Genomic DNA, 23202 nt, shown 5'->3' with positions numbered 1-23202 from the left:
CAATTCTACTCGGTGGTCTCTGAGGTCTCACTCCGTGAGCCGACGCACGACCGCATCGGCGAGCAGCCGGCCCCGTCGGGTGAGTACGACGCGGCCTGAGACCGCGGCGGATCCGTCGATGAGCCCGTCTGCGATGAGCCCCGCGACCGCCGTGCGCGCGCGGGAGCTGGGGAGATCCGACACGGGCATACCCTCGCGGATCCGCGTCTCGAGCAGCACGCGCTCGAGCGCCCGCTGCTCGGCGTCGGGTGTCTCGCGCCCCGCCGCGGGAGATTCGCCGAGCGAGAGACGCTGCGCATAGGCGGCCGGATGCTTCACGTTCCACCAACGGAGCCCCGCGACGTGGCTGTGCGCCCCGGGACCGAATCCCCACCAATCGGATCCCCGCCAGTAGGAGAGATTGTGGCGCGATCGGTGTGCCTCGCTCGTCGCCCAGTTGGACACCTCGTACCACTCGTATCCGGCGACGGCGAGGAGCTCGTCGGCGAGCTCGTACATATCCGCCTGCAGATCGTCGTCGGGCGCGGGCATCTCGCCACGGGAGATCTGTCGGGCGAGCTTCGTGCCCTCCTCGATGATGAGGGCGTACGCCGAGATGTGATCGGGTTTGTGCGCGAGGGCCGTCTCGAGTGACGCCCGCCAATCGTCCAGGCTCTCCCCCGGCGCGCCGTAAATGAGGTCGAGGCTCGCACCAAGCCCCGCATTCCTGGCAGCCTGCACCGCGGATCCGACGTTCTCGGGCGTGTGGGTGCGATCGAGCGCCGCGAGCACGTGCGGGACGGACGACTGCATGCCGATCGACATGCGCGTCACGCCTGCGGTGGCGAGATCCTGCGCGATCCGGTCGGTGACGGTGTCGGGATTCGCCTCGACGGTGACCTCCGCGCCGTCCGCGATGCCGAACGCCTCGCGCACGCCGTCGAGCATGCGAGCAAGATCGCCCGCAGGGAGCAGGGTCGGCGTGCCACCGCCGAAGAAGACTGTCTGCGCGGGTCGGGGCGGTGCGGCATCCCCAAGCACCGTGCGCGCCAGGTCGATCTCCTGCAGTAGCGTGTCGGCGTACTGATCCTGCCGTGCGCCGCGCAGCTCTGTTGCCGTATAGGTATTGAAGTCGCAGTAGCCGCAGCGCACACGACAGAACGGCACGTGCAGATAGACACCGAAGTCGACCTCTTCGCGCGGAGCGTGCTCGTCGGGCAGACGCCCGTCTGCGGGGGCGGGGTCTCCGAGCGGCAGGGCGCCGGGCATTAACGCGCCCCGATCACGCGAAGAGCGGCGAGACGGCGCGGAGGTACGCGGCGTTCAGCAGGCGGCGGCGGCGCTTCACGAGTCTCCGGAAGAGACGATGTGACCACAGCACGGGAATGTCGAAGGCACGCACCTCGAACCACACCTCGTCGTCGTCCCGCCACTCGACGCTGAACAGCACCTCACCACTGACGATCGTCGAATCGACGGTACCGAGGGCGAACGCGACGCGACGCTCCTCTTCCGCGACGAAGATCACTCGGTAGTCGCCATCAGCGCGACGCCCTCGGGCGCGTCCATGCACGTGCGCCGTCGCGCCCGCACTCACGTACGCGATCCCGTCCGCAGTGAATCGCTGATCGGGCTCGCGCTTCGAGGGAACGACGGGCGTGCCGTCGACATCGAAGCTCACGCCCGTGTACCCGGGATCGGCGGACGGACGCACATCGGTGACCTCGAGGCCGGCGCCCGTGAGGACGCGCCACGAGAGCAGATCCTCGGCCGCTTTGCGGAAGCGTTCTTCGCCGCTGCCGATACGCCACGAATCCACCGCCGGAAGCGCGCGCTCCGGCGGATACTGCAGCAGATCCGCCGCCTGCGAGGCGCCGACCGCCGCATAGTCGACCGTCTGGTCTCGGAAGGTCGCCCTGCGCATGCTGTTTACCCTCACTGCCTCGGTTCGCGTCCCCGGGTCGGGGATCTCAGTTCTTTCCCGCCGACTCGACATCGCCGGAGAGGGCCGCGATGAACGCGTTCTGGGGGACCTCGACGCGTCCGACCATCTTCATTCGCTTCTTGCCCTCCTTCTGCTTCTCGAGCAGCTTGCGCTTGCGGCTGATGTCTCCGCCGTAGCACTTGGCGAGGACATCCTTGCGGATGGCCCGGATCGTCTCGCGCGCGATGATGCGCGCGCCGATCGCCGCCTGAATGGGGACTTCATACTGTTGGCGCGGGATGAGCTTGCGCAGGCGCTCGGCCATCGTCGTGCCGTAGGAGTAGGCGCTGTGCCGATGCACGATCGCGCTGAACGCATCGACGCGCTCGCCCTGGAGGAGGATGTCGACCTTCACGAGATCGGCCTCCTGGGATCCCGACGGCTCGTAGTCGAAGCTCGCATATCCCTGCGTGCGACTCTTGAGCTGATCGAAGAAGTCGAAGACGATCTCGCCGAGCGGGATCGTGTACTTGAGCTCGACGCGCTCCTCTGAGAGGTAGTCCATCCCCTGCAGCGAGCCACGGCGCCCCTGGCAGAGCTCCATGACGGTGCCGACGAAGTCCTTCGGCGTGAGGACCGAGGCTTCGACGATGGGCTCCGTGACCGAGGCGACCTTGCCGTCGGGGTACTCGCTCGGGTTCGTGACGACGATCTCTTCGCCCGCCTCGGTCGTGACGGTGTAGATGACGCTCGGTGCCGTCGTGATGAGGTCGAGGTCGAACTCGCGGCGCAGTCGCTCGGTCACGATCTCGAGGTGCAGCAGTCCCAGGAATCCGCAGCGGAATCCGAAGCCGAGCGCCACCGACGTCTCCGGCTCGTAGGCCAGCGCCGCGTCCGACAGCTTCAACTTGTCGAGCGCCTCGCGCAGCACCGGGTAGTCGCTCGCGTCGATCGGGTACACGCCCGAATAGACCATCGGCTTCGGCTCGACGTAACCGGGCAAAGCCTCAGAGGCGGGCTTGCGCGAGTCGGTCACCGTGTCGCCCACCTTCGACTGGCGCACGTCCTTCACGCCCGTGATGAGGTAGCCGACCTCGCCGACGCCGAGACCGTCAGACGGCGCCGGCTCGGGGCTCGACACGCCGATCTCGAGAAGATCGTGCGTGGCCCGCGTCGACATCATCTGGATCCGCTGACGCGGCGAGAGCTTGCCGTCGATCATGCGCACGTACGTGACGACGCCCCGATACGCGTCGTAGACCGAGTCGAAGATCATCGCGCGCGCCTCGGCATCGGGATCCCCCACGGGCGCGGGAATCTCGCGAACGAGGCGGTCGAGCAGCGCATCGACGCCGACGCCGGTCTTGCCCGACACCCGCAGCACATCGTCGGGAGAGCCGCCGATGAGATCGGCGAGCTCCTTCGCGAAGCGCTCGGGATCCGCGGCCGGCAGGTCGATCTTGTTGAGGACCGGGATCACCGTGAGGTCGTTCTCGAGGGCGAGATAGAGATTCGCGAGCGTCTGCGCCTCGATGCCCTGTGCGGCGTCGACGAGGAGAATAGCGCCCTCGCAGGCGGCAAGAGATCGGGACACCTCGTACGAGAAGTCGACGTGACCCGGCGTGTCGATCATGTTGAGCGCGAACGTCTCGCCATCGACCTGCCAGGGAATGCGCACGGCCTGGCTCTTGACCGTGATGCCCCGCTCGCGCTCGATGTCCATGCGATCGAGGTACTGCGCCCGCATCTCGCGGTCGGGCACGACGCCGGTCAGCTGCAGCATGCGATCGGCCAGCGTCGACTTGCCGTGGTCGATGTGGGCGATGATGCAGAAGTTCCGCAGACGCGCAGGAGGCGTGGCGGCGGGCGCGAGGGGTTGAGAGGCACGGGGCGACATATCTGCACCAGTCTACGCAGTCGCTCGACAGATCACTGCGCGCACGCACCGCAGGGCGAGCCGGTCGACACGAGATTCTTCACGAGATCGAAACATGCGTCTCCGGAGGCCGTGAGTATTCCCGCAGGCGCGCGCGAGGCTGCGCAATCTGCTCAACACGTGCACGGGACGTCCAGCTAGAGGGCGCAGGATGTTCGGCGACGTCACTGTCGACGCTCAGCAGGGTGCACAGTCCACACCCGGAAAACAGGACGAAAAGTTCATACCGAAACAGATTGATAACGCTTTTCCGTCGGGGGTGCCGCCCCTGGCCGAAGGGCACGAGCCCGGACTAGAGTCACCTCTCAGCCCGATGCTCCTCCGAGAAAGCACCCTGACACCTTGTTCCGATACCTGACGCGCCGCATCGTTTCGTGGCTGGCGATCATCGTGGTGTCGACCAACCTCATCTACCTGCTCGCGTGGAACTTCCTGGATCCGCGCAGCAACTACATCGGTCGACGCCCTCCCCTCTCATCCGACGAGATCTCGGCCCTCCTCGAGCCGCGCAACCTCAGCGACACCGTCCCTCTCGTCGAGCGGTGGTGGACGTGGCTGACGAACATCGTGTTGCGCTGGGACTGGGGCGTCGCCCCCGACGGCCAGAGCGTCAACGGCCAGATGGCGTACCGCATGTGGATCTCTGCGGAGTTCGTCACGGGAGCCACGTTGATCGCGACCGTCGCCGGCATCGCGCTCGGCGTCTACACCGCGAACCGGCAGTACAAGCTCGCCGACCGCATCGGCCAATTCACGTCGATCATCACGATGAACATTCCGCCGATCGTCGCCGCCCTCGGCTTCGTCATCGCCGCGGTATGGATCAACAACCTGACGGGGCGGAACGTGCTCTTCGTCACCGGGCCGTCGGGCATCGGGATCGACACCTGGTGGGGGGCCGTGTTCGACACGCTGCACCGCCTGCTGCTGCCGACACTCGCGATGGCCCTCGTCGGCTACGCGACAACGCACTTCCTGCAGCGCTCACTCCTGCTCGACAACATCAGCGCCGACTACGTGCGCACGGCGCGCGCGAAGGGGCTCACCAAGCAGACCGCGATCCGCCGGCACGCTCTGCGCACGTCGCTCATTCCGATCGCGACCCAGATCGCATTCACCATCCCGAACGTGTTCCTCGGTGCCGTCCTCTCCGAGACCATCTTCACGTGGCACGGGCTCGGCGAGTACTTCGTACAGACGATCAATAAGAACGACATCCACGGCACGGTCGCGATCGCGGCGTTCGGCGCCTTCCTTGCGGCCATTGGCGCCATCCTCGCCGATATCGCCGTCGTGGCCCTCGACCCCCGAGTGCGGGTGAACTGACATGACCATGTCCACCGATCCCAAGACCACCCCGATCGCGAAATCCGAGGGCATCCGGCGCTCGAAGCCGATGTCCAAGACGAAGCTCTACGCGCGCCGGTTCTTCCGCAACGTACCCGCGACAATCGGCCTCGGCATCTTCGCCTTCCTCGTACTCTTCGCGCTCTTCGGCTCGCTGCTCCAGCAGTACGATCACGTCGAGCTCGACTTCCTCGCCCTCTCCGATCCGCCGAGCGCTGAGCACTGGTTCGGCACGACGAGCGCCGGCAACGACATCTATGCCATGACGGTCGAGGGCCTCAAGCGCTCGCTCATGATCGCGCTCGTCGTCGCAACGGGAACGACTGTCATCTCAGCGGTGCTGGGCGCATCGGCCGCCTACTTCGGCGGCTGGTGGGAGCGCGTCGTGCTCACCGTCATCCACTTCATGATCGCGGTCCCCGGCTTTCTCATCGTCGCGCTCGTGACGACGGGGTCGGGTGGCGACTGGTTCGTGCTGTCGCTCATGCTGATCCTCATCGGCTGGATGATCCTCGCCCGAACGGTGTGGACCCTCTCACTATCGATCCGCGAACGCGAGTACATCCAGGCGGCGCGCTACATGGGCGTGCGCGGCTTCCGCATCGTGCTGCGCCACATGCTGCCGAACATGGGCTCGCTTCTCATCATCAACTTCACGCTCGGTGTCGTGAGCGCCGTGCAGGCCGAGACAAGCCTCTCGTTCCTCGGCTTCGGCGTGAAGACGCCGGATGTGTCGCTCGGCTCCCTCATCGGGGTCGGCGCGTCTCTCGTGACGTCGGCACCGTGGATCTTCGCCTTCCCCGCGCTCATCCTGACGCTCCTCACGGTGTCGATGGCGTTCATCGCCGACGGCCTGCGCGACGCCCTCGATCCGACTTCGGCGGCAGGAGGCCGTGCATGACCGACCCCATCCTCTCTGTCCAGGACCTCACCGTCAGCTTCGCGAGCGAGGCCGGCCGCGTGGACGCCGTGCGCGGCGTCTCCTTCGACCTGCACCCCGGTGAGACGATCGGCATCGTCGGCGAATCGGGATCCGGCAAGTCGGTCACCTCGCTGGCGATCATGGGCCTGCTTGATGAGAACGCCGCAGTCGGCGGTTCGATCACCTTCGACGGCCAGGAGCTCATCGGCAAGACCGACAAGCAGATGTCGCAGATCCGCGGCAACGGCCTGTCGATGATCTTCCAGGATCCGCTCACCTCGCTCACACCCGTATTCACGATCGGCGATCAGCTCGTCGAGACGCTCACGGCGCACGAGAGCATGTCCAAGCAGGCGGCGTGGCAGCGCGGCATCGAGCTGCTGCAGACCGTCGGCATCCCGAATGCCGAGGCGCGTATGCGGAGCTTCCCGCACGAGTTCTCCGGCGGCATGCGCCAGCGCGTCGTCATCGCGATCGCGATCGCGAATCGTCCGAAGCTCATCATCGCCGACGAGCCGACGACCGCCCTCGATGTGACGATCCAGGCGCAGATCCTCGACGTCATCAAGAAGGGCCAGAAGGAGACGGGCGCCGCGGTGATCATGATCACCCACGACATGGGCGTCGTCGCGAGCGTGGCCGATGATGTGCTGGTGATGTACGCGGGCAAGCCCGTCGAGCACGCGCCCGTCGACGATCTCTTCGACGACACGCGCATGCCCTACTCGATCGGTCTGCTCGGTGCGATCCCCCGCGTGGACAAGCGGGAGAAGCAGCCGCTCGTGCCGATCAAGGGCAACCCGCCCATGCTCATCGATCTCCCCGATGCGTGCCCCTTCGCCGATCGATGCCCGATCGCGACGGCGGCCTGCCGCGAGGGTGAACCCGAGCTCGCACCGGTCGCTGGCGGCGGCGAGCACCTCGCCGCGTGCATCCGCGCCGACGAGATCCGGAACGGTGAGATCGATGGCGCCCCGGTGTTCCCGCCGCCAGAGATCCCCGAGAACGCGCTCGAGGCCGTCCCGCGCGAGGAGCGCGCCGCGACCCTCACGGTCGACAACCTCACGAAGACCTTCCCTCTCATGAAGGGCGCGCTCGTGAAGCGTCGCGTCGGCGATGTGCACGCGGTGAAGAACGTCTCGTTCGACATCCGCGAGGGCGAGACTCTCGCGATCGTCGGCGAGTCGGGCTCCGGCAAGACGACGACGCTCCTGCAGATCATGGACTTCGCGAAGCAGGAGCAGGGCGACATCGTCGTGAACGGCACGAGCGTGTCCGAGATTCGCTCGTCGCGCCACGAACGCGAGATGCGCCGCAACATCCAGATCGTGTTCCAGGATCCGATGGGCGCGCTCGATCCCCGCATGACGGTGTTCGACATCATCGCCGAGCCACTGCGGACGATCGGAACGAGCAAAGACGCGACGCACGAGCGCGTCGACGAGCTCATGGATCTGGTCGGGCTCAATCCGGCGCACAGCGACCGCTTCCCCCAGGCGTTCTCGGGCGGCCAGCGGCAGCGCATCGGCATCGCCCGCGCGCTCGCGACCGAGCCGCGCCTGCTCGTGCTCGACGAGCCAGTCTCGGCCCTCGATGTGTCGATCCAGGCCGGGGTCATCAACCTGCTCGACGAGCTCAAGGCGCGCCTGGGCCTGTCGTATCTCTTCGTCGCGCACGATCTCTCGGTCGTCCGCCACCTCGCCGACCGGGTCGCGGTCATGTACCTCGGTCAGTTCGTCGAGCTCGGCGACGTCGACGAGGTCTTCGACGACCCGCAGCACCCGTACACACAGGCGCTGCTTTCGGCCATTCCGATCCCGGACCCGCATGTGGAGCGCACACGAGAGCGCGTGGTCCTGACGGGTGATCTTCCCAGCCCAACCGACAAGATCTCGGGCTGCCCCTTCGTGAGCCGCTGCCCGCTGTACCAGACTCTGGATACGGCTAGCAGGGCTCGCTGCGAGGGCGAGGCTCCACAGCTGACCGGGCGCGAGGGTGTGCACACCAACGCGTGCCACTACCGATAGGCCTCCCCCTCATTCCCACCCAGAGCGCGAAAGCGCGAAAGGAGCACCAATGAAGAAGCAGACGAAGTGGCTGGGAGCCGCCGCGATCGCGGCGAGCTTCTCGCTCGCTCTCACCGCCTGCGGCGGTTCGCCCTCCGGAGACGGATCGGACGAGCCCGCCGAAGCACAGACCGTCGAGGGCGCTGATTACAACCCCGTCGACCGTGACGACATGCAGCAGGGCGGCACCGTCGTGCAGGCGATCGGCGAGATCTCGCCGCAGATGAACGCCATGCACAGCGACGGACAGGTCGACACGCAGACGATCTGGACCTGGTACAACCCCCAGATCATCCTGTCGACTCCCGACGGCGAGGCGTACCCGAATCCCGCCTACATCTCCGACAAGAACGTCGAAGAGGTCGACGGCAACACGGTGCTGACGCTGACGTTCACCGACGAGGCCGAGTTCAACGACGGCACGCCGATGGACTGGAAGACGATCGAGAACACCTGGATCGCCAACAACGGCGAGGGAGACTACGTGCCGAACAGCACGGAGGGCTACCGCAACATCGCCTCGGTCGAGCAGGGCGAGACCGAGAAGCAGGCGGTCGTCACCTTCGACGGCACCTTCGCATGGGTCGACGCGCTGTTCTTCAACGTCGTGCACCCCGCCGTCGACACGGCCGAGAAGTTCAACGAGGCGTACCTCGAGGAGGCGAACCCCGAATGGGGCGCCGGGCCGTACGCGATCAAGGAGTTCGACAAGAACGCGCGCGTCATCACGTTCGAGCCGAACGAGAACTGGTGGGGCGACGAGCCGATGCTCGACGAGGTCACGTTCCGCGAGATGGACGACACGGCCGCGATGAATGCCTTCCGCAACGGCGAGGTCGACATCGCAGGCACGGTTCAGAGCCTCTCGGCGGACGATCTCGAGCAGATCGCCGATATGGAGGACATCTCGACCTACCGCGCCGCGCGCGCCGCGACGAACCTCGTCGAGCTGAACGCCGAGCGTGAGCAGTTCGCTGACCTCGAGACGCGTCAGGCCATGTTCATGGCGATCGACCGTGAGCAGATCACCGACGTCATGTGGGACGGCCTCGACTACACGGAGGAGCCCGCGGGCTCGCTCAACCTCTACCCCTTCCAGGAGGGCTACGAGGATGCGCTCGCGAACGCGGGCTGGGAGTTCAACGTCGACGAGGCGAACCAGATCCTCGACGACGCCGGCTGGGTCATGGGCGACGACGGCGTGCGCGAGCGCGACGGCGTGCGCTTCGAGGGACGCCTGCCGTCGTTCGGCGACGACCCGCTCACCGAGGCCCGCGGCCGCGTGGTGCAGCAGCAGCTCGCGCAGATCGGCTTCGAGCTCGAGCTCGACCAGCGCGCGCCGAGCGAGTTCTCGACGACGATCAGCGAGAAGGACTGGGACCTCGTCATGCTCGGGTTCTCGTCCAGCGACGCCTACGGTGTCATGTGGATGTGCCAGCTCTACTGTGAGGGCAGCGGACTGAACCTCTCCTCGACGATGGACTCGACGTTCGACGAGCGCATCCACCAGGTCGAGGCGCTGCCGACGGCGGAGGAGCAGATCCCGGCCGCGATGGAGCTCGAGGCAGATCTGATGGCCGAGTCGTGGGGCATCCTGCCGCTGTACTCGGGCCCGCACATCATGGCGGCCAAGGACGGTCTGGCGAACCTCACGCCCGAGCCCTACACGGGCCTGGACCTCTTCGGCATCCAGCCGGTGGAGAACTTCGGCTGGGCAGCGTAATCCTCGCCCACTGAATCACGACCGCGGGGTCGGCGCCTTCGGGCGCCGGCCCCGCTCTCGTATGCTGGCGGCATGGATCCCCAGCTCGTGCTCGTGCACGGGATCCGCACATCGGCGACGATGTGGCGCGCGCAGCTCGCGCACCTCGAGCGACGCGGAATTGCGGCCGAGGCGATCGATCTGCCGGGCCACGGTACGCGCATGGGCGAGCCGTGGTCGCTCGACGAGGCGCTCGGGTCCATCGACCGTGCTGTGTCGCGCGCGGCCGAGCGCGGACCGGTCGTGCTCGTCGGACACTCCCTCGGCGGCCTGCTCTCGACCGCATACGTGGGGCGGGCCGGAGCCGCTCCCCCAGTATCGGCGTTCGTCGGGGCGTGCTGCACCGCGTTTCCGCGAGGCGCCGGGCTCACGGCCTATCGGCTCATGGCACGCGGCGTGCTGCGCCTGCCGAACCAGGGGCGATGGTTTATCCAGCGGGCGCTCGACGCGCAGCTTCCGCCCGAGACGCGCGCCGATCTCGAAGCCGGGGGCTATGCGCTGGGCGCAGAAGACGGCGCGCTCGCAAGCCTCGCCGATCTGCCCCTCGCGAGGGCGCTCGTGCGCCTGCAGCATCGGGCCCTGCCCGTGTGGTTCGTCAATGGAGAGTGGGATCAGCTGCGCGTGGGCGAGCGCACGTTCACGCGCCTCGTCCCCCGTGCCGAGCTCATCGTGGTGCCGCGCACGACGCATCTGCTCACGACGATGCGTCCGCGCGTGACGAACGCAGTCCTCGACCTCGCCATCGCGACGGTCTCATCGTCGGGATCCGCACGATCCACCTGGTAACATAGGTTCTTGGCTTGCGTGCGGGCCCCCACACCCGCACTCGTCGGACGACAGCCCCTCTACTGCCGGCCGGCAACATCCGACGCACATCACGAACGAAAGTCTGTACCGACGTGGCAAATATCAAGTCGCAGATCAAGCGCATCAAGACCAACGAGAAGGCGCGCGAGCGCAACCGCATCGTGAAGAGCGAGCTCAAGACGCTCGTCCGCGCGACGCGCAAGGCTATCTCGTCGGCCGACAAGAGCGCCGCAGAGGCCGCCTTCGCGAAGGCTTCGAAGAAGCTCGACAAGGCCGCCACGAAGGGCGTGATCCACAAGAACCAGGCCGCGAACCGCAAGGGCGCGCTGGCGAAGCAGATCGCCGCTCTCTGAGCTGAGCACCACGCAGAAGGCCCGTCCCCGCTGGGGGCGGGCCTTCTGCGTGCGCGTCGTCGCCCGAGCGCGTCGCTCGCCAAGGCGCATGCGATCCGCCGATCGGACGTGGACCCTGCCAGCTACGCGCCGAAGGGGGCGCGGGTCGCAACGACGGTGACCATGCGCTCCAGGGCGAAGACCGGATCCCGCGATGCGCCCTTCACTTCGGCATCGGCGCGAGCCACCGCCTGCATCGCGAGACCGAGCGAGCGCTCCGACCACCCGGCCTGCAGATCGCGCCGCGCGCGGTCGACCTGCCAATCGGTCATCTTCAGCTCCTGAGCGATCTGCCGCGACGGCCCGCGGCGCCCGCCGACCCGTGCCATCGTGCGGAGCTTCATCCCGAACGCGGCGACGAGCGGGACCGGATCTGCCCCCGAATCGAGAGCATGGCGCAGCGTGAGAAGAGCGCGCCCGTATTCGCCTGCGATCGCGGCATCAGCCACCTCGAATGCACTCGTCTCGATGCGGCCGCCGTAGTAGCGATCGACGATCTTCTCGTCGATGTCTCCGGCAGTGTCCTGCAGCAGCTGCTGGCAGGCCGCCGCGAGCTCCGACAGATCACCCGAGAATGCCTGCGTGAGCGCTCCGAGCGCCTTCGGGCTGATGCGGCGACCTGCATGCCGGAACTCCCCCGCCGCGAACGCCTCGCGATCACGGTCGTACTTGATGGCCGGACATGCGACCTCGACGCCGCCGCCCGCGCCGCCGCGGATGCCCTCGAGCAGCTTCTTCCCGCGGACGCTCGCCCCCGTGTGACGCAGGACGACCGTCGCACCCTCCTGCGGCGCGTCGAGGTATGCGAGCGCCTCCTGCAGAAACGCGTCGGAGCACTTCTCCACACCGCCGATGCGCACGAGGCGCGGCTCGCCGAACAGCGACGGAGAGGTGACTGCGAGCAGACTGCCGGCGGTGTAGTCGTCGGCACGCAAATCGGTGACCTCGAGCGACGGATCGGCGCTCCTCAGCTCGTCGCGGATCGCCGCCGTCGCTCGCTCTGCGCACACCTCTTCGGGGCCGGAGACGAGCACGACGGGCGCGGCTCGCGGCTCGCGCCACGACAACTGCGGAATCGCCGACGGCTTCTTCGCGGTTCCTGATCGTCGTGCGGCCATGCCTTCCAGCGTAGTCGCGGCGACCGACATTCCTCGCGCGTGGGCACCCCTGTCAACGTGTCCACAGGGATCGGATCGGGCGAGTTATCTGAGGATCGAGTCAGGCCGCGCCGCGCGCGGATTCAGCGATCCGTAGCGTCTCGACCATGGCCGACCTCGAACCGTATCGACGAGCAGCGCCCCGCGCGCGGCTCGGTGTGGGCGCGGCGATCCTGCTCGTCTTCATCGCGCTCGCCGCGACGGTGGGGATCGGGGTCTGGCGAAGCGCACGCACGCCCGTCGAGCATCTTGCCGACGATCCGGTCGTCGCCTCGCCCGCCCTCACGCCCGGACTCTCCGGCGACGCGTACGTGCATGTCTCGGGTGCCGTCCGCGCGCCCGGCCTGTACGTCGTGGCGTCCGATGCACGGGTCGTGGACGCCATCGCGGCGGCCGGCGGCCTGGCAGACGACGCGAACGCAGTGGGGATCAATCTCGCTCGCCCCGTGACAGACGGCGAGCAGCTCGTCGTCCCCGCCGAGGGAGAGACGCCTGCCGCGGTCGCTCCCGGCGGGGGAACGACACCCGCTCGTGTGAACCTCAATACCGCCGACAGCACGACGCTCGAGACGTTGCCGGGAATCGGCCCCGCCCTCGCGCAGCGCATCATCGACTGGCGCGCGGCCGAGGGCCCTTTCGGGTCCGTGGACGACCTCCTCGCCGTATCGGGGATCGGCCCCTCGGTCCTGGCATCGGTGCGGGATCTGGTGACGACGTGAGTGCGGCGCGACGCGACACCGTCGTGCCGGATCCCCGCAGCGGCGCGGTTCCGCGTCAATCGTCCGCGCGCGATCTGAGGATGCTCCCGATCGCCGTGGTCGCCTGGGCCGCAGCCCTCGCCGCCGTCCTCATGCCTGGCGCGGCCGCGGGTGTCGCGATCACCGCATGGGCAGGCGCCGCGGCATCGCTCCTGGTCGCGGCGGCTGCGGCCCGGCGCGCAGCCGCAACCGGGCCTCGCGCTTCGAGCGATGCGGAATCGTCGTCGCACCCCGCGGATCCGCCCGCGACGGCGTCTCGGCCTCGCGAATGCACGTCAGTCGGACTCCTGCCCCATCCAGGGCGTCTCCGCGCATGGAGCACGCTCGCGAGCATCGCGCTCGCTGCGGCCGCCGTCGCCGCGAGCCACGCAGCGCTCGCCCAACCCGTCCGCGCAGCAATCGGCACAGAGCTCGATGCTCGCGTGTCGTCTCTGACCATCGTGGTCACGACGAAGATCGAGCCCGTTGCGGACGGGGTGCGCTTCGATGGATCCGCCCATGTGGGCGGCCGCACCGCGACCGTGAGCGTGAACTGGCGCGGAGGATCCCCTCCGGACGGACTCGACCTCGGTGCGCGCGTGGAGGTCTCGGGCGACGCGGAACCGACCGGCCCCGGAGACGCCGCCGTCGCGATCGTATTCGCCGAGCGGGTCGAGGTGCGGGCGCCGCCGCCCCATATCTTCGCGGTCGCGAGCACGCTGCGACGCGGCTTCGTCGATGACATCGCAAGCGGACTGCCCGAGCCCGGCGCGGGGCTTCTCCCGGGACTGTCGGTCGGTGAGACGAGCGGCGTCTCAGACGAGCTCGACGCCGCGATGAAGGCGTCATCGCTGAGCCACCTCACAGCGGTGTCCGGAAGCAATTGCGCGCTCGTCGTCGGCATCGCCTTCGGCGCCTCGGCCCTGTGCGGAGCGGGCAGGCGCACGCGCATCGCCTGCTCGCTCCTCGTGCTCGCCGGTTTCGTCGTGCTCGTCACACCGGAGGCGAGCGTGATCCGTGCGGCCACGATGGCCGCGATCGCGATGATCGCGCTTCTCGTCGGCCGTCGCGGATCCGGCGTCGCCGTTCTGTCGCTCGCTGTGACGATTCTTGTGGCGGCGGACCCCTGGCTCGCGACCTCGTACGGCTTCCTGCTCTCCGCGGGGGCGACGGGCGCGCTGCTCCTGCTCGCCGAGCCGCTCGCGCGCAGCCTCGAACGGTGGATGCCCCGCGGGCTCGCGCTCGGCATCGCGGTGCCGCTCGCCGCTCAGATCGTGTGCGGGCCCATCATCGTCCTCTTCGCCCCGGAAGTCGCGCTCTACGGCGTCGTCGCCAACATCATCGCCGCTCCCGCGGCACCCCTCGCGACCGTACTCGGGCTCGTCGCGTGCGTCGCGCAGCCGTTCGCCCCGCTCGCTCTCGGCGCGGCCGCGCTCGCGTGGGCACCGTCGGCGTGGATCGCCCAGACGGCGACGACGTTCGCATCCCTCCCCGCCGCACGCCTGCCCTGGCACGAGGGGTGGACGGGATTCTTCGCTCTCGCGGCGTTCGGGGCCTGCGTCGTCGCAGCGATCGTCCGTCCGCCACCGCGGCGCGCGTGGATGTGGATCCACCGCGCAGGCGTGGCCGTCCTCTCCCTCGCGCTCGGGGTCGGATCCGGCGCCGTCGCGTGGCACGGCGCGGTCGCACCCCTCGCGACACCGCGCGACTGGGCGATCGCGCTGTGCGACGTCGGTCAGGGCGACGCGATCCTCCTCAGATCCGCGGGGCGCATCGGACTCGTCGATACGGGCCCCGACCGCGACGCTCTCGATGCGTGTCTCGCGCGTCTCGGCATCGACCGCATCGACACCGCGTTCCTCACGCACTTCGACGCCGATCACGCCGCCGATCTTCCCGCACTCGCGGGCCGCGTCAGCATGATCCTGCACGGGCCAGCGGCGAGCGTCGAAGACCTCGCACCCGCACGCGCAGCGAGTGATGACGTCCGTGAAGCGTCCGCGGGCATGCACGGAACGCTCGGCGACGCGTCGTGGCGAGTCCTCTGGCCCACCGCCGATACGCGCGCGTTCGCGCCGGGGAACGACACGAGCCTCGTCGTCGAGTTCGACGGGCCCGGGATGCCCCGCGCGCTTCTCCTCGGCGACCTATCCGCGGACGCCCAGCAGCTCCTCCTCGCCTCCGGCCGTCTCACGGGCGAGTTCGACGTCGTCAAGGTGTCGCATCACGGCAGCCGAGACCAGTTGCCCCAGCTCTATGTGCTGGCGGCTCCGCGTATCGCGCTCATCGGAGTCGGCGAGAACGACTACGGTCACCCGCACCCCGATCTGCTGGCGACGCTCGCGCGGTCGGGAGCAAGCGTCGCGCGCACGGACGCCGACGGCCTCGTTCTGGTGAGCGCGGCCGACGGGCTGCGGATCTGGCGCGAACGGCGCTGAGGTTCGGCAGAGAAGACGAGGAGGGCGTCCCCACGGGACGCCCTCCTCCTACAGTTCGCGGTTTACTTCACCACGAGGCTGACGATCTTCGGCGCGCGCACGATCGCCTTCACGATCTGCTTGTCGCCGACGAAGCGCTGCACCTTCTCGTCGTCGCGCGCCATCTGCTCGAGCGCCTCGGCATCGATCTTGGCGGGAACCGTCAGCTGCGCACGCACCTTGCCGTTGACCTGCACGACCGCGGTGACGTCTTCCTCGACGAGGAGCGTCGGGTCGGCGGGTCGCCACGAGACCTGGCTGATCGACGGCTCGTAGCCGAGCGTCTCCCACATCTCCTCGGCGGTGTGTGGTGCGAAGAGGTCGAGCACCATGGCCGTCACCTCGACGGCCTCGCGCACGGCCGGGTCACCCCCGCCGGGCCCGCCGTCGATGGTCTTGCGGATCGCGTTGACGAGCTCCATGAGGCGCGCCACGACGACGTTGAACTTCGTCTGCTCGACGAGGCCCGGGGCGTCGGCGAGCAGACGGTGCGTCACTCGCCGCAGCGCCTGATCGCCGTCGGCCCACTTGACGCCGGTGTCGCTCGTGACGTCCCCCGCGGCACGCACGGCGCGCGCCAGGAACTTCGTCGCGGCGGCCGCGTGCACGTCCTTCCAGTCCTTGTCGTCCTCGACCGGCCCCGCGAACGCGAGCGCGACGCGGACGGCGTCGGTCCCGTGCGCCTCGATCTCGTCGGTGATCTCGACGAGATTGCCCTTCGACTTCGACATCTTCGCGCCGTCGAGCAGGATCATGCCCTGATTGATGAGGCTGGAGAACGGCTCGGTGAAGTCGACATGCCCCATGTCGAACAGCACCTTGGTGATGAAGCGTGCGTACAGCAGGTGGAGGATCGCGTGCTCGACACCGCCGATGTAGCTGTCGACAGGCGCCCACCGAAGCGCGTCCTTCTCGTCGAAAGCGTTCGACGCGTCGCCCGGCGAGAGGAACCGCAGGAAGTACCACGAGCTGTCGACGAACGTATCCATCGTGTCGGGGTCGCGCAGCGCCTCCTCGCCCGTGACGGGATCGGTCGTCGTGACCCATTCGGTCGCGGCGCCCAGCGGCGAGGATCCCTTCGGCTTCAGATCGAGATCCTTCGCCTGCGGCAGCGTCACCGGCAGCTGCTCGGCCGGCACCTTCTCGATGCGCCCATCGGCGGTGTGCACCATGGGAATCGGCGTGCCCCAGAAGCGCTGACGCGAGATCAGCCAGTCGCGCAGGCGGTACTGCTTCGCCGCGCGGCCCGTTCCTCGCTTATCGAGGATCTCGATCGCGCGCGCGATCGCATGGCGCTTCGAGAGCCCGTTGAGATCGCCCGAGTTCATCATCCGCCCCTCGCCCGAGAGCGCCTGCCCCGTCTCCGCGGGGCTCGGCAGCGGATCCGGGTCGATGATGTCGCCGTTCTCATCGGTCTCGATCACCGGGATCGCCCCCGTGATGGGGGCCGTCGTATCGACGACAACACGCACCGGCAGATCGTATTTCCGCGCGAAGTCGAGGTCACGCTGATCGTGCGCCGGCACCGCCATGACGGCGCCGTGTCCGTAGTCGGCGAGGACGTAGTCGGCCGTCCAGATCGGGAGGCGCTCACCATTGACCGGATTGATCGCAAACCGCTCGAGCGGGACGCCCGTCTTCTCGCGGTCGGCCGACTGCCGCTCGATGTCGGTCTCCTTCTGCGCCGCCGCGAGGTACTCCTCGAAGCGCGCCCGCACCGCGGGATCGGCATCGGCGACGAGCTCGGCGGCGAGCGCGCTGTCGGGGGCGACCACCATGAACGTCGCGCCGTACAGCGTGTCGGGACGCGTCGAGAACACCGTGACGGGTTCATCGCGCCCCTCGATGCGGAAGTCGATGTCGGCGCCGACCGAGCGCCCGATCCAGTTGCGCTGCATCTGCAGCACCTTGCTCGGCCAGGCACCCTCGAGCTGATTGAGGTCGTCGAGCAGGCGATCGGCGTACTCGGTGATCTTGAAGTACCACTGCGTGAGGTTCTTCTTCACGACCTCGGCGCCGCAGCGCTCGCACTGGCCGTCGACGACCTGCTCGTTCGCGAGCACCGTCTGGTCGTTCGGGCACCAGTTGACGGGGCTCTCCTTGCGGTAGGCGAGCCCTCGGTCATGCAGCTGCTGGAACAGCCACTGGTTCCAGCGGTAGTACTCGGGGTCGGACGTATGCAGCACGCGCGACCAGTCGAACGACACGCCATACTTCTTCAGGCTCGCCCGCTGCTGCGCGATGTTGTCGTAGGTCCATTCCCGCGGATCCGCACCCCGCTGGATCGCCGCGTTCTCTGCGGGGAGGCCGAACGAGTCCCAACCGATCGGGTGCAGCACGTTGTACCCGCGGTGGCGCCAGAACCGGGCGATGATGTCGCTGTAGAGATAGTTCTCGGCGTGCCCCATGTGCATATCGCCCGACGGGTACGGGAACATCGCGAGGACATACTTGCGAGGACGGTTGTCATCGTCGTCGCCCGCGAGGAACGTGTCGTTCCGCTCCCAGTACGCCTGCCACTTCGCCTGGACGGCGTGGACGTCGTGCACCTCGGCGGGTGCGGAGTTTTCGGGAGCGGTGGTCTGTGACACGTCGATTGGGGCCTATCGGTCGATGAACGCACGCGCGAGCGCGTACCCGCGCGCTTCGGAGAGTCTCCAGAGTACCGCGCGCCGCCGACACACCTCACCGACCCGTAGGATCGAAGACGTGATCAACGATGTCCTGACGGCGATCCTCGACGTCGTGCAGGGCGTCGCGCCCTGGCTGCGGATCCTCATCGCTTCGGTGGCGATCATGCTCGAGACGAGCGTGCTCATCGGCCTCATCGTGCCGGGCGACACGGTCGTCATCGTCAGCGCGATGGGCGTGACGTCAGCCGTCGAAGGCGTGATCCTCGGCGCCTTCGTCGTGGCGGGAGCGATCGCGGGCGAGAGTATCGGCTATGCGATCGGCCGCTGGGCCGGCCCCCATATCGAGCACTCGTGGCTCGGTCGCCGCATCGGCGCCCGCAATTGGGCGCGTGCCGAGGTGTACCTGCGCCGACGCGGCGGCATCGCGATCTTCCTCTCGCGATTCCTGCCGGTGATGCACTCGCTCGTGCCCCTCACCGTCGGCATGTCGGGCTACCCGTACCGGAAGTTCCTCGCGTGGACCCTCCCCGCCTGCGTTCTGTGGTCGGCGATCTACATCACGATCGCCGCCGGCGCGGCCGAGACGTACCGCGAGCTGGCCGACAGCGCCCACTGGGCGGGCTACGCCTTCTTCGGGATCATCGTGGTGGGCCTCCTCGTCGTCTTCGGGGGCAAGAAGCTCCTTCACTGGTTCGAACACCGCCACATGAAAGACTGACGGGCGATGTCCTCCCGTCCCGCGCGCGCCGAGCGCGCTGTTTCCTCCAAGATCCACTGGGTCGCCCGCATCGAGCGCCGCTTCCACGGCTGGCGCGAACGCATGGCCAGACGGGCGGGACGTTCGCCGCAGGTCGTGCCATTCCCCGGATACGGGGGCGAGGGATGGATCCGTGTCGTCGGCCGCGTGCTGATCCTCCCGCCGCTGGCGAGTCGCGGATCCGACGATGGCGTGCGCGGCTGGCGATCCTTCGTCGGGATCCCCGTCGCGTTCGCGACCGTGACGGTCGTGATCGGCGACGCACACCACGAGATCGTCGCGGATCGCGGCGGCGTGATCGACACGGTCCTGCCCGCTGATCTCCCGCCCGGATGGCAGACGTTCCAGATGTCCGTCGAGGGCGGCGTCCCTGTGGACGCGCGCGTGTTCGTCGTCGACCCTGATGTGCGCTTCGGAGTCGTGTGCGACGTCGACGACACGGTCATGGTGACCGCTCTGCCGCGCCCGCTGCTCGCCGCGTGGAACTCGTTCGTCCTCAACGAGCACGCCCGGCAGCCCGTCCCCGGTATGGCGGTGCTGCTCGAGCGTCTGATGCGCGAGAATCCAGCCTCGCCGATGATCTATCTCTCGACGGGCGCGTGGAATGTCGCCCCCACGCTGACCCGTTTCCTGTACCGCAATCTGTTCCCCCGCGGCTCGATGTTGCTCACCGACTGGGGCCCGACGCACGACCGCTGGTTCCGCAGCGGCCGAGCCCACAAGGAGGAGAACCTGCGGCGCCTCGCGGAGGAGTTCCCACACATCGAGTGGTTGCTGATCGGCGACGACGGCCAGCACGACGACGAAATCTACACGCAGTTCACGGCCGAACACCCGTCGTCGGTCGCGGGCGTCGCGATCCGCCGCCTCACAGCGACCGAGGCCGTCCTCGCCGGCGGACGTACCTCGGTCGACGACCACTCCGCGGCCGGCGTGCCGTGGGTCGCATCGCACGACGGCGCGGGCCTCGCGAAGCGCCTCGAGCGGGTGGGGCTGCTGGGCTGAGGGCACGGCGCATTGCTTGCGCGGCCCCCAGTCGTTCCAGAGTGCCGACACGCCCCTTCCGGTGCGGTACAGGGCCGCTACGCACTCGGGAACCCACCCGGCATGCCATGACGCCGCACGACGGTGCACACCCCACACGCTCCAGAGTGCCAACACGCCCCCTCCGCCGCGGCACAGGGCCGCTAGGCACTCGGGAAGCCACCCGTCATGCCATGACGCCGCCCGGCGACACGCACCATCCACACGCGCACGTGCCACACATTCCGGAGTGCCGACACGCCCTCTCCACGGCGGCACAGGGCCGCTAGACACTCGGGAGGCACTTCATAGCCGCTCGCGCCCGAGCGGGAAGGTCTCCGAGGTGCGCCAGGTCGCATCCGACTGCTCGGCCAGGAGGGTCAGGCGCTCCACCCGGCCATGGATCGGCAGGCGCGCCTGGATCGCCCGCTCTGCCTCCTGCAGATCCGCAAGCGCGCGGCCGTCACCGATCGTCAGGTGTGGGACCGTCTGCGCGTGTGCTCCGCCATACGGGCGCAGGGCGGGGAAGGCGCGTTCGACGGATCCGATCAGTGTCCGGAAGGGCACATCGTCATCTGGTGCCAACCACAGCACGTCACTGCCGAACCATGCCGTCGAAGTGAGGGCGTATTCGAACGGCGCGATGGGTGCGAGGGCGGCGGCGATCCGATCCCTGGCGCCATCGATGTCGACGACGGGAACAAATGGGAAGAGCACAGTGAAATGCGCGGGCACGCCCCGTCGCGCATCGCTCGCCAGACCTTCGCGCCAGTGTCCGACGACCGCATCGGCCTCGGGAGCTCGGATCACCAATGCTGTTCGTCGCATACTCCATCATCTGTCGCATTGCCCCCACCGGACCAAGCCGCCCCGCTCGACGACTGCAGGTGAGATCGCCACGTCCCTGACTCCCGAGTGCACGCGCGCCCTCATCTTCACCCAGAAGGGCATCCCCACACTCGGGAACAGCCAGCGGGTGCGCGGTCCACTCAGCGAGACCGCCGGACCTGTGGATAACTTCTGTGCGCACCCGCGCGACGTGGCACTGTCGTCGCATGGTGCCGCCACTCGACCTCCCCGATGAACTCGGAAAGTCGTTCTCCGTGCGCTCAGCACGCGAGGCGGGCGTCACGGAGAAGCGTCTGCGGAACCCGGCTCTCGCCGTCCCCTTCCGCGGCGTACGCACACTCGAGATGACACCGGATCGGGAATCCGGCGCGGCGGGCGAACGTGCAGACGCCTGGCGGCGCATCCGCGCCTACGCCGAGATCATGCCCGACCACGCGTTTTTCGTCGGACCGACGGCGGCACTCATCGTCGGCGTTCCCCTGCCGTCCGGTCTCCACGCAGAACTGCACGTCGGCGTCGAGTTTCCGAGGACACCGCCACGACGGCCGGGGATCCGTGGAACACGCGTCGGCATGACTGTCCCCGTGTACGAGGTCCACGGCCTCCGCGTCCCTGGCCCTGCTGTGACGTGGGCGACTCTGGGACCGTATCTTGAGGAGTACGACCTCGTCGCAGCCACCGATCACCTGCTCCGCGTCCCGCGCGCACCCGGCGGTCTGGTTCGCCTCGACCGAACGGATCCTTACACGACGCGCGAGATCCTCGCTGGGATCCTCGACGAGCATCGTTGGCGCGCGGCCCCGAGGCTGCGTCTCGCCCTCGATCGTGCACGCACTGGGGCGTCGTCGCGACCAGAGACATGGACGCGCCTCCTCATCGTAGATGCGGGACTTCCGGAACCGATCCTTGATCACGACGTGTACGACGACACCGACGATTTCATCGGCACTGCCGACCTGGCGTATCCGCGCAGGAAGCTGGCAATCGAATACGAGGGGGAAGGACACATGGATCGTGCACAGTTCGAGCGCGACATCGAACGCTTCTCCCGATACGAAGACTCGGGCTGGTCGTATGTGCGCCTCACATCCCGTCATGTCTTCCGTTTATCGAGCGAGGTTCCTCGGCGCGTGCGCCGCAAGCTCGGACTGACCTGATCCACACACCCGACGGGCTTCGCCCCGCGGACGCTCCCTTCGCCTTGATCGCAGCGGCATCCTCACCGGAGGGCCTCTGGCCACCGAGGGCGGACACGACACTGAGCGGACACGACACTCGCCGACCCCCACGGCATCCTTCGCCGGACAACGTCGCACCGTCGTGGGCGGACACGACACTCGCCGACCCCCACGGCATCCTCGCCGGAGGGCCTCGGGCCCCCGAGTGCGGACACGCCCTCGGCGGCGCTTTGGACGGCGGAATTGCACTCGGCGGCGCAAGGCAGGGGCGGATCCGCACTCGGGAGCGGCATCACGTCAGGCGCGGTACTGAGCGCTCTGCGGACGAACGGTTCCCGATGGGTATTCGCGTCTGCGCGAGGCTATCGGCCCTCACTCGTTCGTTTGTCAGAGGTTCGAACTAGTGTTCGAATATCACTTGGTTTCATCGAACATAGTTTCTAGAATGAGGGCGTGAAGATGGCAGTCGCACAGGCCGCCGTAGAGGCGGAGCAGACGGCGATGGTCTCGCGCCTGCAGGCGCAGATCAGCCAGATGCAGCGGCGCACCGCTCAGGTCGATGCGCTGCCGGTCCACGACGCCCTCGCCCCCCTCTTCCCCTCCGGTGGGCTGCGCCCTGGGGCGAGCTACGCACTGCCCGACTCCGCGAGCCTCCTCCTCGCCCTGCTCGGTGCCTCCTCCCGGGAGGGATCGTGGTGCGCCACGGTAGGCATACCCGACCTCTCGGCCGAGGCGGCAGAGGGGTACGGCGTCGACCTCTCGCGACTTGCGCTCATCCCCTCTCCGGGCGATCGCTGGCTGCAGGCCGCGTCGTCCGCTGCCGAGGTCTTCCCCCTCGTCGCCGTCCGCCCTCCCCGTCCGGCGACCTCAGCCGAAGTCGCGCGCCTCGACGCACGCCTGCGCGATCGTGGCAGCGCCCTGCTCGTCGTCGGCCCGTGGCGCGGTGTCGATCTCTCCCTCACGATGAGCGAGGCCGAATGGAGCGGGATCGGACGGGGGCACGGCCTGATTACCTCGCGCGCCGTGACGCTCGCCGCCGCGGGCCGACGCATGCCCCGGCCGCGCACCGTACGCGTCCTCCTCCCCGGCCCCTCGGGCGGGGTGGATCGCCCCTTCGCATCCACGACGGTGCGCCCCCACCGACACGGGCATCTGGCTGCGGTCGGTGCATGATGACGTCGGCTTCGCTCCCGAGAACGGCGACTCCCTCTTTCCAGAGGCGAGCCGCGCAGGATGGCACCCGCCCTGATACCGCA

At 68.3% G+C, this 23202-nt stretch carries 18 protein-coding genes; 12 read left to right on the top strand and 6 right to left on the bottom strand.

Features of this window, described 5'->3' with window-relative positions:
* Window positions 1–27: 27 nt before the first annotated feature.
* From hemW to lepA, 3 genes are read right to left on the bottom strand one after another with little or no spacing between them, the layout of a single operon-like run.
* Window positions 28–1248, bottom strand: coding sequence for a radical SAM family heme chaperone HemW (hemW, locus tag C0012_RS08730; RefSeq protein ID WP_110589003.1), 1221 nt, complete (start codon window positions 1246–1248; stop codon window positions 28–30).
* 13 nt (window positions 1249–1261) lie between these two features.
* Window positions 1262–1903, bottom strand: a complete 642-nt coding sequence (locus C0012_RS08725; protein ID WP_110589004.1) for a DUF1990 family protein — start codon at window positions 1901–1903, stop codon at window positions 1262–1264.
* 46 nt (window positions 1904–1949) lie between these two features.
* Window positions 1950–3800, bottom strand: a complete 1851-nt coding sequence (gene lepA / locus C0012_RS08720) for a translation elongation factor 4 (RefSeq protein WP_110589005.1) — start codon at window positions 3798–3800, stop codon at window positions 1950–1952.
* Window positions 3801–4181: 381 nt separating this feature from the next.
* Between lepA and C0012_RS08715 the strand changes: the two genes are divergently transcribed.
* The 6 genes from C0012_RS08715 (at window position 4182) to rpsT (ending at window position 11096) form a co-directional block, all read left to right on the top strand.
* Window positions 4182–5165 carry an ABC transporter permease gene (locus C0012_RS08715; protein WP_110589006.1) on the top strand — a complete coding sequence of 328 codons (984 nt, stop codon included), beginning with the start codon at window positions 4182–4184 and terminating at the stop codon, window positions 5163–5165.
* Between the two features lies 1 nt (window position 5166).
* A complete protein-coding gene (locus tag C0012_RS08710; RefSeq protein WP_232527838.1) occupies window positions 5167–6087 on the top strand; it encodes an ABC transporter permease in 921 nt (306 codons plus the stop codon).
* Window positions 6084–8135 carry an ABC transporter ATP-binding protein gene (locus C0012_RS08705; protein WP_110589007.1) on the top strand — a complete coding sequence of 684 codons (2052 nt, stop codon included), beginning with the start codon at window positions 6084–6086 and terminating at the stop codon, window positions 8133–8135. The genes C0012_RS08710 and C0012_RS08705 overlap by 4 nt, the downstream gene beginning before the upstream one ends.
* A 49-nt stretch (window positions 8136–8184) precedes the next feature.
* Window positions 8185–9897, top strand: a complete 1713-nt coding sequence (locus C0012_RS08700) for an ABC transporter family substrate-binding protein (protein WP_198411104.1) — start codon at window positions 8185–8187, stop codon at window positions 9895–9897.
* 72 nt (window positions 9898–9969) lie between these two features.
* Complete coding sequence (locus C0012_RS08695; RefSeq protein ID WP_110589008.1) at window positions 9970–10722, top strand: alpha/beta hydrolase; 753 nt, start codon at window positions 9970–9972, stop codon at window positions 10720–10722.
* Between the two features lie 113 nt (window positions 10723–10835).
* Window positions 10836–11096: a 30S ribosomal protein S20 gene (gene rpsT / locus C0012_RS08690; protein WP_110589009.1), complete on the top strand. Its 261-nt coding sequence runs from the start codon at window positions 10836–10838 to the stop codon at window positions 11094–11096.
* A 122-nt stretch (window positions 11097–11218) separates the two neighbouring features.
* Here rpsT and holA read toward each other — a convergent pair whose 3' ends face one another.
* Window positions 11219–12253 (bottom strand): DNA polymerase III subunit delta, encoded by a 1035-nt coding sequence (gene holA / locus C0012_RS08685; protein ID WP_110589010.1) that lies wholly within the window; start codon window positions 12251–12253, stop codon window positions 11219–11221.
* Window positions 12254–12399: 146 nt separating this feature from the next.
* On the opposite strand from holA, the gene C0012_RS08680 reads away from it, so the two are divergent.
* Window positions 12400–13011, top strand: coding sequence for a ComEA family DNA-binding protein (locus C0012_RS08680; protein ID WP_110589011.1), 612 nt, complete (start codon window positions 12400–12402; stop codon window positions 13009–13011).
* Window positions 13008–15467 (top strand): ComEC/Rec2 family competence protein, encoded by a 2460-nt coding sequence (locus tag C0012_RS08675; protein WP_232527837.1) that lies wholly within the window; start codon window positions 13008–13010, stop codon window positions 15465–15467. The genes C0012_RS08680 and C0012_RS08675 overlap by 4 nt, the downstream gene beginning before the upstream one ends.
* Before the next feature lie 62 nt (window positions 15468–15529).
* Here C0012_RS08675 and leuS read toward each other — a convergent pair whose 3' ends face one another.
* Complete coding sequence (gene leuS / locus C0012_RS08670) at window positions 15530–18097, bottom strand: leucine--tRNA ligase (RefSeq protein WP_110589012.1); 2568 nt, start codon at window positions 18095–18097, stop codon at window positions 15530–15532.
* Between the two features lie 121 nt (window positions 18098–18218).
* Here leuS and C0012_RS08665 point away from each other — a divergent pair, with 121 nt between their 5' ends.
* Window positions 18219–18857: a DedA family protein gene (locus C0012_RS08665; protein WP_110589396.1), complete on the top strand. Its 639-nt coding sequence runs from the start codon at window positions 18219–18221 to the stop codon at window positions 18855–18857.
* Window positions 18858–18863: 6 nt separating this feature from the next.
* A complete protein-coding gene (locus C0012_RS08660) occupies window positions 18864–19901 on the top strand; it encodes an App1 family protein (protein ID WP_110589013.1) in 1038 nt (345 codons plus the stop codon).
* Between the two features lie 324 nt (window positions 19902–20225).
* Here C0012_RS08660 and C0012_RS08655 read toward each other — a convergent pair whose 3' ends face one another.
* Complete coding sequence (locus C0012_RS08655; protein ID WP_110589014.1) at window positions 20226–20747, bottom strand: 2'-5' RNA ligase family protein; 522 nt, start codon at window positions 20745–20747, stop codon at window positions 20226–20228.
* A 227-nt stretch (window positions 20748–20974) separates the two neighbouring features.
* On the opposite strand from C0012_RS08655, the gene C0012_RS08650 reads away from it, so the two are divergent.
* Window positions 20975–21925 (top strand): hypothetical protein, encoded by a 951-nt coding sequence (locus tag C0012_RS08650; RefSeq protein ID WP_162621839.1) that lies wholly within the window; start codon window positions 20975–20977, stop codon window positions 21923–21925.
* Window positions 21926–22405: 480 nt separating this feature from the next.
* The gene (locus C0012_RS08645; RefSeq protein ID WP_110589397.1) at window positions 22406–23119 is read left to right on the top strand and encodes a hypothetical protein; all 714 of its coding nucleotides are present in this window, start codon (window positions 22406–22408) and stop codon (window positions 23117–23119) included.
* The last annotated feature ends 83 nt before the right edge of the window (window positions 23120–23202 follow it).

Source organism: Microbacterium suaedae (assembly GCF_003254645.1).
GTDB lineage: Bacteria > Actinomycetota > Actinomycetes > Actinomycetales > Microbacteriaceae > Microbacterium > Microbacterium suaedae.
This window is presented reverse-complemented; position numbering and strand designations above follow the sequence as displayed.

Excerpts from the sequence above, each read along its gene's own strand:
- C0012_RS08710 (WP_232527838.1), top strand. The coding sequence starts at position 5,167 with ATGACCATGTCCACCGATCCCAAGACCACCCCGATCGCGAAATCCGAG.
- C0012_RS08680 (WP_110589011.1), top strand. The coding sequence starts at position 12,400 with ATGGCCGACCTCGAACCGTATCGACGAGCAGCGCCCCGCGCGCGGCTC.
- C0012_RS08700 (WP_198411104.1), top strand. The coding sequence starts at position 8,185 with ATGAAGAAGCAGACGAAGTGGCTGGGAGCCGCCGCGATCGCGGCGAGC.
- C0012_RS08725 (WP_110589004.1), bottom strand. The coding sequence starts at position 1,903 with ATGCGCAGGGCGACCTTCCGAGACCAGACGGTCGACTATGCGGCGGTC.
- C0012_RS08705 (WP_110589007.1), top strand. The coding sequence starts at position 6,084 with ATGACCGACCCCATCCTCTCTGTCCAGGACCTCACCGTCAGCTTCGCG.
- C0012_RS08660 (WP_110589013.1), top strand. The coding sequence starts at position 18,864 with ATGTCCTCCCGTCCCGCGCGCGCCGAGCGCGCTGTTTCCTCCAAGATC.
- hemW (WP_110589003.1), bottom strand. The coding sequence starts at position 1,248 with ATGCCCGGCGCCCTGCCGCTCGGAGACCCCGCCCCCGCAGACGGGCGT.
- holA (WP_110589010.1), bottom strand. The coding sequence starts at position 12,253 with ATGGCCGCACGACGATCAGGAACCGCGAAGAAGCCGTCGGCGATTCCG.
- C0012_RS08650 (WP_162621839.1), top strand. The coding sequence starts at position 20,975 with ATGGTGCCGCCACTCGACCTCCCCGATGAACTCGGAAAGTCGTTCTCC.
- C0012_RS08645 (WP_110589397.1), top strand. The coding sequence starts at position 22,406 with ATGGCAGTCGCACAGGCCGCCGTAGAGGCGGAGCAGACGGCGATGGTC.
- C0012_RS08655 (WP_110589014.1), bottom strand. The coding sequence starts at position 20,747 with ATGCGACGAACAGCATTGGTGATCCGAGCTCCCGAGGCCGATGCGGTC.
- lepA (WP_110589005.1), bottom strand. The coding sequence starts at position 3,800 with ATGTCGCCCCGTGCCTCTCAACCCCTCGCGCCCGCCGCCACGCCTCCT.
- C0012_RS08695 (WP_110589008.1), top strand. The coding sequence starts at position 9,970 with ATGGATCCCCAGCTCGTGCTCGTGCACGGGATCCGCACATCGGCGACG.